Raw genomic sequence first — 13,701 nt, forward strand, 5'->3', positions numbered from 1 at the left:
CATTTCTCTACTTGCCGTCGCAGGTCAGCCGGTCAGTCGGACAGTGAAGAGGTCGTCGGCGTCAGGTAGAGCCGGATCCTCGGGATCGATGTCCTCCAGGTCGATATCCCAGACCTCCCCATCACAGGTGATCCCGACCGTCGGTTCGGGTGCTTCTTCCTCATCGCCGGGCTCCGTCGGAGTCTCTGTAGGAGCCGGTGAAGTTGGAGGGTCCGGCACCTCGAAGGTGCAGTCCGACTCGATCACCGCCTCAGCGGAGGCAGTGACGTGCTGGGATTCCGTACCAGGGACGATGGATCGTCCGATCGTCCCTGTGGTACGCACGGTCACCTCGAACCCGTCACCCCCTTCAGCGAGGCGGACGCACCCGTCAGCAACCACCTCGGCCCCATTCCTGCCCGCAAGATCCGCTGCCCGCTGACACGCCGGGCCGTCCAGGTAACCGTCTCCTCGGAGGATCTGGTCCCATTGCGTGGGGTCGGCGAGTACCTCCAGCCATCTGCCCCTCAGCTGCTCCCGTGCATCCTGCGCGGCTGCCAGCGCGGCGGCATCAGCGGCCGTTTGAGCCTCGTTTCGAGTGGATGCGGCCTGCCCCACTGCGAAGTAGACGAAGGCTATGAACAACAGGCCTGCCACGGCCGCCACATATGCGGGAAACGCCTGTCCCGAGTCTCCGACTCTGCGAACGAGCACTTTCAGTCCGCGAGTTCGGCAATCTTGTTCTTGATCGACGTCATGATCGTGGTTCCGATGTCCGTACCAGTGATCGCGACGACAATCGCCACCACCACCACGATGATCCCCAGGTACTCCACTGCGGTCTGGCCGCGATCTCCGGACATCACTCGGCCGGCCACTTTCAGTTTGGCCTTGGTCAGGGCCTTCAGCATCGCGTCGTTCATCGTGGTCCCCTCCGCGTTCAGACGCCTGCGCACGGTCACGGTACGCCGACCCACCGGTCGGCGCACAGGGCCCGTGGGCCCCTCTGTGGGCCCTGGTCATCGGGTGGGCCTGGAGCCCAGCCATGAGGCTATGGCCTCGGTACGGGTGCCGGTGGGGAGTTTGGCGAAGATTCGGTCGGCGTCCCTGACCGGCCACTTCGCGATCGCGCAAGTCATCGCGACCGTAAGCCCGTTCGCGTCCATCGCCTCCACCCCCCTCACCCTCCGTCCCCACTGTTCCACACTCCGTTGCACACGCGAAGGGCCCGTCTCACCATGCGGCGACATTCGGACAGACGCGCCCCTCACTCCCCCGTCACCGCCCCGAAGTCCGTCCCCGTGCCCAGGAACAGGCCCGCGCCCAGCAGGATCATCGTTGCCGGGACCATCAGGGTCGTGATGACCATCGTCGCCTTCGGGACCGCCTTCGCCGCCTTCCTGCGGGCGTTCTGCGCGTCCGTGCGCCGCATGTCGTTGGCGATCTGTATCAGCGTGTCCACGATCGGCGCGCCCAGTTCCTCGCCCTGCTGCAGCGCCGTCACGAACTGCGCCACCTGTTCCGAGTCGTTCCGTCGGCGCAGTTCGTCGAAGGCCTGGCGGCGGCTGACGCCCATGTCCATCTGGCGGAGCGTGATGCGGAGTTCGTCCGCCCACGGGCCCTCGTACTTCTCCGCCACGCGTTCCAGCGCCTGGCGGAAGCCCAGGCCCGCCGAGACGACGACGGCCAGGACGTCCAGGAAGTCCGGCAGGGTGCGTTCGATCTGGTCCTTGCGGATGCGGACCGCCGACCAGATGCCGACCTCCGTCCAGAACGCGCCGAACGCGAAGAGGAGGACCGCCACCAGGAAGGACCCCCTGCTCAGCATCAGCAGGCCGCCCAGGACGCCGAGGAAGCCGTAGACCGCCCGCCTCGCCCCGTACCGGTCGATCGTCAGGCCGCCGGGGTTTCCGGCCAGGTCGATCCGGCGCCGGACCGCGTTGACCCGCTTGGGGCCCATCAGGCGGAGCACGGTCGGCGACCAGCGCATGCCCAGCCGGTCGACGGCGGAGTCGACGGCGCCGGTGCGGGTGGCGCCGACCTCCAGGGCGAGCCGGAGGTCGTCGGGGAGCCTGGCGTCCGCGCGGTAGAGGCGGATGCCGTACGCGGCCCCGGCTACGGCGAGGCCCGCGAGGAGGGCGAGGAGGAGGTCCACGGCGGCAGTCCGTCCCTACACGTCGATCTTCGAGAAGCGGCGGATGGCGATGAAGCCCACCACGTACAGGGCGAACGCGGCGACGACGGCGAACTGCCCGAGACCCGAACCGGTCATCCGGTCCAGCGCCCCGGGCTGCATGTTGTCGATGAGCAGAAGCGAACCGACGCCGATGACGGGCACGGAGTACGCGGTCATGCTCACCTGCGAGAGCTGGGTGCGGACCTCGCGCCGGGTCTCCTTGCGTTCCTCCAGCGTCTCGGTGAGGTTCCGCAGGGACGAGACGACGGTGCCGCCGGCCCGGTTGGCCAGGACCAGGGTGGTGACGAGGACGACGAGTTCGCGGGACGGGAGGCGTTCGGCGAGTTCCCCCAGGGCGTCGTCGAGCGAGGTGCCGACGGCCAGCTGCTGGGCCACCTTCTCCAGTTCGTCCCCGGCCGGCGCCTCCATCTCGTCGGCGGCCAGGCTGAGGGCCATCCGGAGCGCGAGCCCTGCCTGGGTGGCGTTGGCCAGGATCCGGGAGAGTTCCGGGAGCTGGTTGATGAACTTCTCGATCCGCTTCTGCCGCTGCCAGCCGAGGTAGCCCATCGCCACCCAGATGCCGAGCAGCCCGCAGATCGGACCGAAGAACGGCGACAGCGCGGCCTGGCCGACGGTCCACAGGACGGCCACCGTCGCCGCGAGGGCCACCGTGAACTCGCCCGGGGTGATGTCGAGACCGGTCGCCGCGATCCGCAGCTCCAGCCTCCGGCCGAGGGCCGTCCGCCGGACCCGCCGGTCGACGCCCTGGAAGCGGCGCCTCCGGCGGCCGGTGCCCTCGGGCGCGCCCGAGTCGTCGAGCCGGGCGACGAGCGCCGCGTGCCGGCGGGCCCCGCTCGCGTACAGCTGGATCCCGAGGATGCCCAGGACGCAGCAGAGCAGCGTGACGCCGATCGTCAGCCAGAAGGGGTCGGTCACGGGCCTTGCTCCTCGTCGGCTCTCGTCGGCATCACTCGGCCTCGCGGGTGGTCAGGTGGGCTTCCGTCACGGCCACGCCGAAGGCCTGCGGAATGGGCTGGCCCGCCAGGTAGAGCCGCTCGGCGACCCTTCTCGGCAGCGGGTGGTAGGTGAACTGCCCGTACACCCGTCCGTCCGCGGCCACCGGCTGCGCCTGGAACCGGCACACCGTGGCGAGCAGGAAGCGCTCCCGCCCGTGGGAGGCGAGGACGGAGATCTCGGTGATCCGACGGGTGCCGTCGGGGTGCCGGGTGAGCTGGACGAGGACGTCGACGGCGCTGTTGATCTGGTCGCGCAGGGCCTCGAACGGGACTTTGACCTCCGACATCGACGCGAGGGTCTGGAGCCGCATCAGGGCGTCCTCCGCCGAGTTGGCGTGGACGGTGGCGAGCGAGCCGTCGTGGCCGGTGGACATCGCCTGGAGCATGTCGAGGGTCTCGCCGCCGCGGACCTCGCCGACGATGATCCGGTCGGGCCGCATGCGGAGCGAGTTGCGGACGAGGTCGCGGATGGAGATCGCTCCGCGGCCCTCGATGTTCGGCGGGCGGGCCTCCAGCCGGATCACGTGGGACTGCTGGAGCTGGAGCTCGGCCGAGTCCTCGATGGTGATGATCCGCTCGCCGTCGGGGACGAGACCGGAGAGGGCGTTGAGGAGGGTGGTCTTCCCGGTGCCGGTGGCGCCGGAGACGATCAGGTTGAACTTGGCCTGAACCAGTCCCGACAGCAGGAGCAGCATCTGCTCGTCGAGCGAGCCGAGTCCGACCATCTCGTGGAGCGTGTACGCCCGGGGGAAGCGGCGGATGGTGAGGGTGGCCCCGGTGAGCGAGAGCGGCGGGATGATGACGTTGACGCGCTCGCCGGACGGCAGCCGGGCGTCGACCATCGGGTTCGACTCGTCGACCCGCCGGTTGACGGTGGACACGATCCGCTCGATGGTCTGCATCAGCTGGTCGTGGGAGGCGAAGCGGAGCGGCAGCAGTTCGACGCGGCCGGCCCGCTCGATGAAGATCTGGTCGGGGCCGTTGACCATGATCTCGGTGATCGAGGCGTCTTCGAGGAGTGGTTCGAGGACGCCGAGGCCGAGGGCCTCGTCGACGACGCGGCGGATCAGCTGGGCCCGCTCGGCGGTGGAGAGGACCGGTCCCTCACGGCTGATGATGTGTCCGAGGACGCGCTCCAGGCGGGCGCGCCGCTCGGCGGCCGCGAGCGCGGACATCTCGGTGAGGTCGATCTCCTCGAGGAGTTTGGCGCGGAAGGCGGCGACGAGATGGCCGTCCTCCCGGGCCGCAGCGCCGCCCCCGTGGTCCTCGGGGGCGTTGATCCGGGCCCGCAGACTCATGATTCGTGGTCCCTTCTCACTCGTCCTCCTCGTCGGGCAGGGGCATGGTGGCGGTCTTCTCGACGGTGCCGAAGTCGCCGACGAAGGGCACGACGGACGGGATCCTGACGGTCACCGTGACGGTGACCTCGTCGCTCCCGCGGGAGGGGACGGCGGCAGGATCGATCCAGCCGCTCACGGCGGCGTCGGCGGCCGTCTGGGCGTCGGGTCCGTCCTCCTCGTCGCTGCTCTCGGCCCGTGCGGCCGCGCGGGCGGCCGTGCCGGCCTGCTGCGCGGCGTACGCGGCGATGCCGAGCTGGAGTCCGGCGAGGCCGACGATCAGCAGGACCGGCAGGAAGCCGAGGTACTCGATGGCGGCCTGGCCGCGGTCGCGCCGCCCGGTGCGCGGTGGTCGTCTCATGGCCCGAGGTCCTCCTCGTACAAGGCTCCCGCCTCACCCTTCACCGGGAAGAGCCCGCCGAGTCCGGGGACGAGGACCGGGACCTCGACGGTGACCTGGACGTGGACCATGCCGCCGCTCACGTCTCCGCAGTTCCCGCCGGAGGCGCTCCAGGCGCCTCCGATGTGCCGGCGGGCGGCGGCCGGTCCGTCGTCGTCGACGGCGCAGGCCCGTGCGGCCTCGTCGGCCGCGTTCCCGGCGAGCGTGAACGCGTATCCGACCAGGACGATCTGCCAGAGCAGCGCGAGGGTGAGCAGGATCAGCGGCACCATGCCGAGGAACTCGACCGCCACCTGTCCCCTGTCGTCCCTGCCCGGGCCCTGGCCGATGCGCATGGTTCAGCGTCCTCCGGCGCGGCGCCGCAGCCCGAGCGAGCCCCGGTCGCCGGCCCGTGCGAGCTGCTTGCCGGGCTCGCCGGCCGCCGGCGCCGCGGCCGGTGCCTGGACCAGGCCGAGCTCGCCCGCGAGCGCCCACAGGGCCTGCTTGACGGTCGACTTGGCGTCGAGTTCGTGCAGCCGGCCCGCGTCGACGACCGCCTGGAGCTCCTTGAAGTGGGCGGGGACGGCGGTGCCCGCGACCCGGGTGCCGGTGATCTTCTGGACGAGGGGCGGCTGGATCTCGGTGGAGCGGTGGTGGCGGTTGACCAGGGTCACCGTCTCCTCGGCCTTGCGCACCTGGAGCCGTTCCCACATGCGGACGGTCCGCTTGGCCGCCCGGACGGCGACCACGTCCGGCGTGGTGACGAGGACGGCGGTGTCGGCCATCTCGATCGCGGCGGCGTTGGCGCTGGTGAGCTGGGATCCGCAGTCGACGACGACGACCTCGTGGCGGCCGCGCAGGGCGCTGACGATCTGGCGGGCGGCGCGGTCGGTGACCTCCTCGCCGCGCTCGCCCTCCGCCGGGGCGAGGAGCAGGGAGAGGCCGGTCTCGTGGACGTACACGGCGTCCTGGAGGACGCGCGGGGAGATGTCGGCGATGGCGGCGAGGTCGGCCGCGGAGCGCCGGAACTGGACGTCCAGGTAGGAGGCGATGTCGCCGCTCTGGAGGTCCAGGTCGACGAGCGCGACGGTACGCCCCGAGGCGCGGGCCGCGAGGGCGAGGTGGACGGCGGTGACGGTGGCGCCGACTCCTCCCTTGGCGCCGCTGACGGTGACGACGGTGCCGCCGGGGCCGGTGACCTGGTCGGCCCCCGCGCCGAGGTGGCGGCGGACGCCGACGGACCACTGGGCGGCGGCCTGGACGCGGCTGGCGAGCTCCTCGTAGCCGAGGGGCAGGGTGACGAGTCCCCGCGCGCCGGAGTCCATGGCGGCGGAGAAGAGGACGGGGCTCGCGTCGGCGGTGATGAGGACGACGCCGACGGCGGGGAAGCGGAGGGCGACCTCGCGGACGAGTTCGAGCGCGGGGACGGGGCCGATCCGCTCGTGCACCAGGACGACCTCGGGGAGTTCGTCGAGCGAGGCGGCGGCGAGCCGCGCGAGGGTGTCGACGAGCTGGGTGGAGTCGGTGACCGGAAGGGCGGGCTCGGCGTCGGGGAGCTGCCCGATGAGCGTGGTGACGGACCGGGCCGCGTCGGGGTCGCCGACGGCCGGCAGGATCCTGGTGGTCATACCGGCCTCACTTGTCCTTTTCGAGCGTGTAGGTGCGGTCGCGCTGGTCGGCGGGGGCGCCGCCGGTGGTGGGTGCGACCAGGGCGAGGCGTACGTGCTCGGCGAAGGACTCGGCGTACGCGACGCGCTGGGCGTCGAGGGTGGAGAGGGCGAAGGAGATGGGCACGGCCGCGTCGGCGCGGGCCGAGCCCTGGGAGCTGTCCCTGATCGGGGTGAGCTTGCCGACGTCGAGGACGCGGGCGCCGGCGACGATCATGCGGGACTGGGAGGGCTCGCCCTTCTTGTCGCCCGCGAAGGTGGCGTAGATGTTGACGGTGGCTCCCGCGGTGATCTTCCCCGCGACGCCGGTGGCGGCGTCGATCATGATCGCGATCTCCTGCTGGCCGGGCTGGAGTTCGGGCTGCTCGACGATCATGTCGGACTGGAGGAGCGAGCCGGCCTTGAGCTGGGTGACGGCGATCCGGCCCTCGATCTGGCGGAGGTCGGTGACGGCGGTCTCGGAGAGCCAGCGCTTCGGCATCGAGATCTTCTCGAACTGGGCCGCCCTCAGGGGCGTGTAGGGGGCCACGTTGTCCTTGATCCGGTACGCGGTGGTCTCCGGGCCGACCTTGGAGTTCACGTCGCTGATGACGGCGAGGACACCGGCGACGGCGCCGATCGCGCACAGGACGGACAGCAGCAGCAGGATCACGCCGCGGCGCTGGCGGGAGTTCATGGCCGTACTACCTCGATCGGAGACGTGGGTCCGGGGCGGACGGGAGCGGACGGTCGGGGGCGGTCGGAGGGGGCGCGGGAGGGGGTCGCGGAGGGGGCGGGGGGCGGCTCAGGGCAGGGCACGGGTGGGGTTCCCCTGGACGTTCACGGGAGTGAGCTCGGTGTACGAGGAGGACGGCCGGCCCGGATGGGCCGTCTGCGGGCCGTGGTACGGGGCCGGGTGGGCGCCGTCCGGCTGCGGGGCCGGCTGCGCCCCGGGGCCGAGCGCGCGGGTGCCGCCGTCGCGCCGACCCTCGCCCGGGGCGCTGCCGAGCGCGCGGCCGCCCTGTTCCGGTACCGCTCCGGCCTGGAGGGGTGACCCGCAGAAGCCGCAGCGGTCGCCGATGAGGTCCATCGCGCACCAGTGGCAGGTCTCGCGCCGTACGGAGGAGACGAGCTGGTAGAGGACGGGCAGGTCGGGCAGGTACGCGGCGAACTCGACCAGCTTCCCCGTCCCCCACCAGCGGGGCGAGGCCTCGGGCAGCGGCGCCTCCAGGACGGCGCCCTGGATCCGCCACCCGGGGACGAGGGTGGTCGTGGGCCAGTCGGTCTGGAGCTGTCCGCGGGCGAGCAGGAGTTCGGTGGTGAACTCCGGTCCGGGGAGGGCCACCTCGCCGCTGCCGACGCGGGTGATCTGCGCGGTGGGTCCGGCGAGTACGGCGAAGTGGGCGCCGGGGAGCCAGCCCTTGAGGTGGGATCCGAGGCTGACGGGGACGCGGTCGAGCCGGGAGACGGAGCCGAGGACGGCGCCGGCGTAGATGTAGTGGGCGAGCAGCCGGGCGGCGGAGGCGAGGACGCCGGGGCTGAAGTCGCAGCCCGCCAACTGCCGGAGCTGGCGGACGAGTACGGCCGCGCCGAGGGGCGGCAGATCGGTGCTGACCAGGGCGATCCGGTCGCTCTCCAGCAGGGCGCGGACGGCGCGCAGGCGCTGTGCGACGGCGGGCGGGGCGGAGGTGGGGCAGACGACGACCACGTGTCCGTACCGTGCGATGAGCTGCTGCATGTCGGCGATCGAGGCGTCGAGCGACTGGGTTTCGGGGGCCGGGAGGACGGTGGCGTGCGGGGTCCCGGGGTCGGTCGGCGGCAGCGCCAGGTCGGCACTGGTGACCGCGATGGCTGTCGGCACGTCGGACCCCCCGTCCCCTCCGGCCTCCGGTGTCCCGGGGGCCGCGGATCACTTACCGCGTTCACGGCATCACCGCAGGGTGCTGCCGCCTCTGCACCTTATCCGCGTCCCCCGGGGTGGTGAACACACAATCCGCCAAGCTGTCCCCCTTTCTCGGGGTCCGGGGCCCGGACTCGGCCCGGCTGTTCCGCGCGGCCGTCACCCGCTCCGAACAGGGCTTGCTGCCAGAGGTCTTGACAACACGATTGGTCTGGACCAACTTGTCCCCACAGCGGTTGGCCACCGCCCGCACGACCCGTACCGCCCTGCACTTCCCGTACCGCCCGTACTTCCCGTACCGCCGGCACCTTCCGCACCTCCCTACCCCTCGTACCCCCTCGTACCCCCGTACGAGCACCTCCGTACGACGACGTACGGCACCTCCACATCCCCCACATCCCCAACTCCCCTCCGGAGGATGCACGTGGACCGCACCACCACCCGCCCGCACGGACGCCGCTGGCTCGGCGGAGCGCTCGCGCTCGCCGTCGGCTCCGGGCTCGTCCTCGTCGGCGGAGCCGGCACCGCGCAGGCGGCCGACGTCAACGTCGCCAAGAACGCCGGTTTCGAGAACGGCCTCGCCAACTGGTCGTGTTCCGCCGGGAGCGGCGCCGCCGTCTCCTCGCCGGTCCGCACCGGGGCCGGCGCGCTCCGGGCGACCCCGGCCGGGCTCGACAACGCCAAGTGCGTGCAGACCGTGGCCGTCAAGCCCAACTCGACCTACACGCTGAGCGCCTGGGTCCAGGGCGGCTACGCCTACCTCGGCGCGAACAACACCGGGACCGGTTCCGGCAGCGTCTCCACCTGGACGCCCGACAGCGCCTCCTGGAAGCAGCTCACCACCACGTTCACCACCGGGGCGAGCACCACCTCGGTCGAGATCTACACCCACGGCTGGTACGGGACCTCCCCGTACTCCGTCGACGACGTCAGCGTCTTCGGCCCCGACGGGGGCGGCGGCCAGGACCCCGACCCGGTGGTCCCGTCCACCCCGGCCGGTCTCGCCGCGGGCACCGTGACCTCCTCCTCGGTCGACCTGAGCTGGGGCGCGGTCTCCGGCGCCACGGGCTACAAGGTGTACCGCGACGGCGGCAACCCGCAGACGGTGACCGGCACGTCGGCCACGATCAGCGGGCTCTCGGCCGACACGGCGTACCAGTTCCAGGTCGCCGCGACGAACTCCGCGGGCGAGTCCGCGAAGTCCGGGGCCGTCTCGGCGAGGACCGCCAAGGTCACCGACCCGGGCCCCGGCCCGGCCGTGCCCAAGCACGCCCTCACCGGCTACTGGCAGAACTTCAACAACGGCGCCACGGTGCAGAAGCTGCGGGACGTGCAGGCGCAGTACGACATCATCGCCGTCTCGTTCGCCGACTCGACGACCACGGCCGGCCAGATCGTCTTCAACCTCGACCCGGCCGTCGGCTACGCCTCGGTCGCCGACTTCAAGGCGGACATCGCCGCGAAGAAGGCCGCCGGCAAGTCCGTCATCATCTCGGTCGGCGGCGAGAAGGGGAACGTCACGATCAACAGTGACGCCTCCGCGACCGCCTTCGCGAACAGCGCGTACGCCCTCATGCAGGAGTACGGCTTCAACGGCGTCGACATCGACCTCGAGCACGGCATCAACTCGACGTACCTGACCAAGGCGCTGCGCCAGCTGTCCGCCAAGGCCGGTTCGTCGCTGGTCCTGACGATGGCCCCGCAGACCATCGACATGCAGAACACGGGCACGGAGTACTTCAAGACCGCGCTCGCCGTGAAGGACATCCTCACGGTCGTCAACATGCAGTACTACAACAGCGGTTCGATGCTCGGCTGCGACGGCAAGGTCTACAGCCAGGGCTCGGTGGACTTCCTCACCGCGCTCGCCTGCATCCAGATCCAGGGCGGCCTCGCCCCGTCGCAGGTCGGCCTGGGCGTCCCCGCCTCCACGCGGGGCGCGGGCAGCGGCTACGTCGACCCGCAGATCGTGAAGAACGCGCTCGACTGCCTGACCAAGCTCACGAGCTGCGGCACCTTCAAGCCGGCCCAGGCCTGGCCGACGCTGCGCGGCGCCATGACCTGGTCGACCAACTGGGACGCGACGGCCGGCAACGCCTGGTCGAACGCGGTGGGCCCGCACGTCCACAACCTGCCGTAACGGAACGATCCCGCACCACCCGCGGCGCCGCCGGTCTCCCGGCGGCGCCGCGGCGCGTCCTCGGACGGACGCCCGGCCCTCAGGCGGCCGGCCCGGTCCTCACCCGGGCAGGAAGCGGGCCAGGGCCCGGTCGAGCCCCGCGGCCCACTCCTCGACCCGGGACGCCCGGCGGCCGTCGATCTCGCAGAGGTAGCTGGTGCCGCCGTAGAGGTCGACGGCGATCCGCAGCGACCGGCCGCGCCGGGTCCGCTCGTACCGTACGGCTCCGATCTCGGCCCAGGTGAACTCGGCTTCGTCGTCGAGGAGTTGCAGGCAGATTCCGGCGCCGTCCACGACGATCCCGTACACGCTGTCGGCGGCCACGAAATCCGGTGCGGGCTGCGGGGGCGCGGCGGGCGGCGGCGGGACGAAGAAGGCGGGGGTGGGCGGCCCGAACCCCGGCGGGACCGCGTCACGCGGAGGCGGGGGCGCGTACGGCGACGGGACCGCGGCCTGCGGGGACGCGGGAGTCGAAGGAACCGCGGCCTGCGGAGGCGCGGGAGTCGACGACACCGCGGCCTGGGGCGGCGCGGGCGTCGACGGCACCGCGGCCCGCGGCGGGCCGTACGACGGCGGGACCGGGCCCTGCGGGGGGATCGAGTCCCGCGGTGGAACCGACTCCTGCCCCGGGATCGAGTCCTGCGGCGGCCCGAACCCCGGCAAAGCCGGGGGACGCGGCGTCGCGGGCGCGTCCAGGACCGTCGGCGGCGGCACCTCCCCCGCGTCGTCCCGCGTCACCCCCTCCCCCAGTACGTCCAGGATCTCCTCCGGCGTCGGCCGTCCGGCCGGGTCCTTCGCGAGGCAGCGGCCCACGAGCCCGCGCAGGGACTCCGGCACGGAGGCGAGGTCCGGGGCCTCGTGCACCGCGCGGTACATCAGGCCCATCGGGGTGCCGTCCCCGAAGGGGCGGCCGCCCGCGGCGGCGACCAGCACCGCGCCGAGCGCGAAGACGTCCGCCGCGCCCGTGACCTCCTCGCCGAGGGCCTGTTCGGGGGCGAGGTAGCCGGGGGTGCCGAAGGCGGAGCCGGTGGCGGTGAGCCGGGTCGACTCCAGCGCGCGGGCGATGCCGAAGTCGAGGACGCGGGGCCCGTCGGGGGCCATGACGATGTTGCCGGGCTTGAGGTCGCGGTGGACGAGCCCGCAGGCGTGGATGGCCTCCAGGGCCTCGGCGAGCGCGGCGCCGAGCGAGCGCAGCCGCCGCTCGTCCATCGGGCCCTCGGCGGTGACGAGCGCCGAGAGGGTGGGGCCGGGGATGTAGGCGGTGGCGAGCCAGGGCGCCTCGGCGTCGGGGTCGGCGTCGACGACCTGGGCGGTGTGGAAGCCGCCGACCTGGCGGGCCGCGGCGACCTCGGCGCGGAAGCGCGCGCGGAAGGAGGGATCGGAGGCGAGTTCCGGCCGGGCCACCTTGACGGCCACGGCGCGCCCGCCGCGCGATCGGGCCAGATAGACGGTGCCCATGCCGCCTTCGCCTAGCTTGTGCTCGATGACGTATCTACCGATGAGGGTCCCCACCGGGACAGTATGGCCGAACTCAGCGTCTTGACCGGTCCATGACATGGGCTCACCATGTGGCCGAACGCGGAACACCGCACACGGAACACGGAACACCGAACACAGAACACCCGCACGCGCTTGTCGCACCCCCCACCCTCCCCACCCAGGAGACAGCATGCGACGTTCTCTCCGCGGCAGAAGGTCCGCCACCCTCGCGGCCCTCGTGGCGCTCGCCCTCGCGGCGCCGCTGTCCGCTCTCACGACACCCGCCGGGGCCGACCCGTCGTCGGCCGCCGCCCGGCTCGCCGTCGGCGCCGACGAGGTGATCCGGCAGTACGAGGTCGCCGGCCCCTCCACCCCGGCCGCCCGGAGCGCGCTGACCGCCACCGGTGTCTCGATCGACGAGGTCGACGCCCGGTCGGTCGTGGTCAGCGCCAACACCGAACAGCTCAGGAACCTCAAGGCGCTCGGCTACAAGCCGGTCGCCCTGCCCGGCCCCCCGGACCGGACCGCCGAGGGCGGCAAGGCGGCCGGCCCGCTCGACTTCCCCTCCGCCGACGCGAGGTACCACAACTACGCGGAGATGAACGCGGAGATCGACCAGCGGCTCGCCGCGTACCCCTCGATCATGCGCAAGCAGGTGATCGGGAAGTCGTACCAGGGACGGGACATCGTCGCCATCAAGATCAGTGACAACGTCGCCACCGACGAGGCCGAGCCCGAGGTCCTCTTCACCCACCACCAGCACGCCCGCGAGCACCTCACGGTCGAGATGGCGCTGTACCTCCTCCGTGAGCTCGGCGCCGGGTACGGCAGCGACTCCAGGATCACCAACGCCGTGAACGGCCGCGAGATCTGGATCGTCCCGGACCTCAACCCGGACGGCGGCGAGTACGACATCGCGAGCGGCTCCTACCGCAGCTGGCGCAAGAACCGCCAGCCCAACTCCGGCTCCTCGTACATCGGCACGGACATGAACCGGAACTGGGACTACAAGTGGGGCTGCTGCGGCGGCTCCTCCGGCTCCAAGAGCTCCGAGACGTACCGCGGCGCCGCCCCCGAGTCCGCCCCCGAGGTCAAGGTCGTCGCCGACTTCGTCCGCTCCCGGGTGGTCGGCGGCAAGCAGCAGATCACCGCGGCCATCGACTTCCACACGTACAGCGAGCTCGTGCTCTGGCCCTTCGGCTGGACCACGGCCAACACCGCGCCGGGCATGACCCTCGACGACCGGAACGCCTTCGCTGCGGTCGGCGGCAAGATGGCGGCCAGCAACGGCTACACCCCCGAGCAGTCCAGCGACCTCTACATCACGGACGGGTCGATCGACGACTACCTGTGGGGCTCGCAGCGGATCTTCGCGTACACCTTCGAGATGTACCCGTCCTCGTCCGGCGGCGGCGGCTTCTACCCGCCCGACGAGGTCATCGAGCGCGAGACGAGCCGCAACCGCGACGCCGTGCTCCAGCTCCTGGAGAACGCCGACTGCATGTACCGCTCCATCGGCAAGCAGGCGCAGTACTGCGCGGCCTGACCGTCCGTACGTGACGGGGCGCCCCGGCGGGACCACCGCCGGGGCGCCCCCGCGCGTGGGGGGG

Annotated in this window: 12 protein-coding genes and 1 pseudogene; 2 read left to right on the forward strand and 11 right to left on the reverse strand. The window is 72.1% G+C overall.

Annotation, left to right across the window (positions count from 1 at the left end; genetic code table 11):
- Positions 1–24: 24 nt before the first annotated feature.
- The 10 genes and pseudogenes from AMK27_RS19845 to AMK27_RS19890 form a co-directional block, all read right to left on the reverse strand.
- Positions 25–693 carry a pilus assembly protein TadG-related protein gene (locus AMK27_RS19845; RefSeq protein WP_073909830.1) on the reverse strand — a complete coding sequence of 223 codons (669 nt, stop codon included), beginning with the start codon at positions 691–693 and terminating at the stop codon, positions 25–27.
- Between the two features lie 2 nt (positions 694–695).
- Positions 696–902, reverse strand: coding sequence for a hypothetical protein (locus tag AMK27_RS19850; protein WP_073909833.1), 207 nt, complete (start codon positions 900–902; stop codon positions 696–698).
- Positions 903–1,246: 344 nt separating this feature from the next.
- Positions 1,247–2,134: a DUF5936 domain-containing protein gene (locus AMK27_RS19855; protein ID WP_073909837.1), complete on the reverse strand. Its 888-nt coding sequence runs from the start codon at positions 2,132–2,134 to the stop codon at positions 1,247–1,249.
- Positions 2,135–2,149: 15 nt separating this feature from the next.
- Positions 2,150–3,091, reverse strand: a complete 942-nt coding sequence (locus tag AMK27_RS19860) for a type II secretion system F family protein (RefSeq protein WP_073909841.1) — start codon at positions 3,089–3,091, stop codon at positions 2,150–2,152.
- A 31-nt stretch (positions 3,092–3,122) separates the two neighbouring features.
- A complete protein-coding gene (locus AMK27_RS19865) occupies positions 3,123–4,469 on the reverse strand; it encodes a CpaF family protein (RefSeq protein ID WP_073909845.1) in 1,347 nt (448 codons plus the stop codon).
- 16 nt (positions 4,470–4,485) lie between these two features.
- Entirely contained in the window at positions 4,486–4,869 is a 384-nt protein-coding gene (locus AMK27_RS19870; RefSeq protein WP_073909850.1) for a TadE/TadG family type IV pilus assembly protein, read from the reverse strand.
- Positions 4,866–5,243, reverse strand: coding sequence for a TadE/TadG family type IV pilus assembly protein (locus tag AMK27_RS19875; RefSeq protein ID WP_073909854.1), 378 nt, complete (start codon positions 5,241–5,243; stop codon positions 4,866–4,868). Before AMK27_RS19875 ends, AMK27_RS19870 begins: the two co-directional genes overlap by 4 nt.
- A 3-nt stretch (positions 5,244–5,246) precedes the next feature.
- A complete protein-coding gene (locus AMK27_RS19880) occupies positions 5,247–6,515 on the reverse strand; it encodes an AAA family ATPase (protein ID WP_073909857.1) in 1,269 nt (422 codons plus the stop codon).
- A 7-nt stretch (positions 6,516–6,522) separates the two neighbouring features.
- Positions 6,523–7,230 (reverse strand): Flp pilus assembly protein CpaB, encoded by a 708-nt coding sequence (gene cpaB / locus AMK27_RS19885; protein WP_073909860.1) that lies wholly within the window; start codon positions 7,228–7,230, stop codon positions 6,523–6,525.
- A gap of 342 nt (positions 7,231–7,572) precedes the next feature.
- Positions 7,573–8,394: pseudogene (locus tag AMK27_RS19890) on the reverse strand (hypothetical protein); the annotation flags it as partial.
- Positions 8,395–8,851: 457 nt separating this feature from the next.
- Here AMK27_RS19890 and AMK27_RS19895 point away from each other — a divergent pair.
- Positions 8,852–10,573 carry a chitinase gene (locus AMK27_RS19895; protein WP_198955909.1) on the forward strand — a complete coding sequence of 574 codons (1,722 nt, stop codon included), beginning with the start codon at positions 8,852–8,854 and terminating at the stop codon, positions 10,571–10,573.
- Between the two features lie 99 nt (positions 10,574–10,672).
- Here the strand turns inward: AMK27_RS19895 and AMK27_RS19900 are convergent, their stop codons facing one another.
- Positions 10,673–12,070 (reverse strand): serine/threonine-protein kinase, encoded by a 1,398-nt coding sequence (locus AMK27_RS19900; protein ID WP_241847586.1) that lies wholly within the window; start codon positions 12,068–12,070, stop codon positions 10,673–10,675.
- A 211-nt stretch (positions 12,071–12,281) separates the two neighbouring features.
- Between AMK27_RS19900 and AMK27_RS19905 the strand changes: the two genes are divergently transcribed.
- Positions 12,282–13,637, forward strand: a complete 1,356-nt coding sequence (locus AMK27_RS19905; RefSeq protein WP_073909874.1) for a M14 family metallopeptidase — start codon at positions 12,282–12,284, stop codon at positions 13,635–13,637.
- Positions 13,638–13,701: the final 64 nt, after the last annotated feature.

The organism is Streptomyces sp. CB02009, from assembly GCF_001905825.1.
GTDB lineage: Bacteria > Actinomycetota > Actinomycetes > Streptomycetales > Streptomycetaceae > Streptomyces.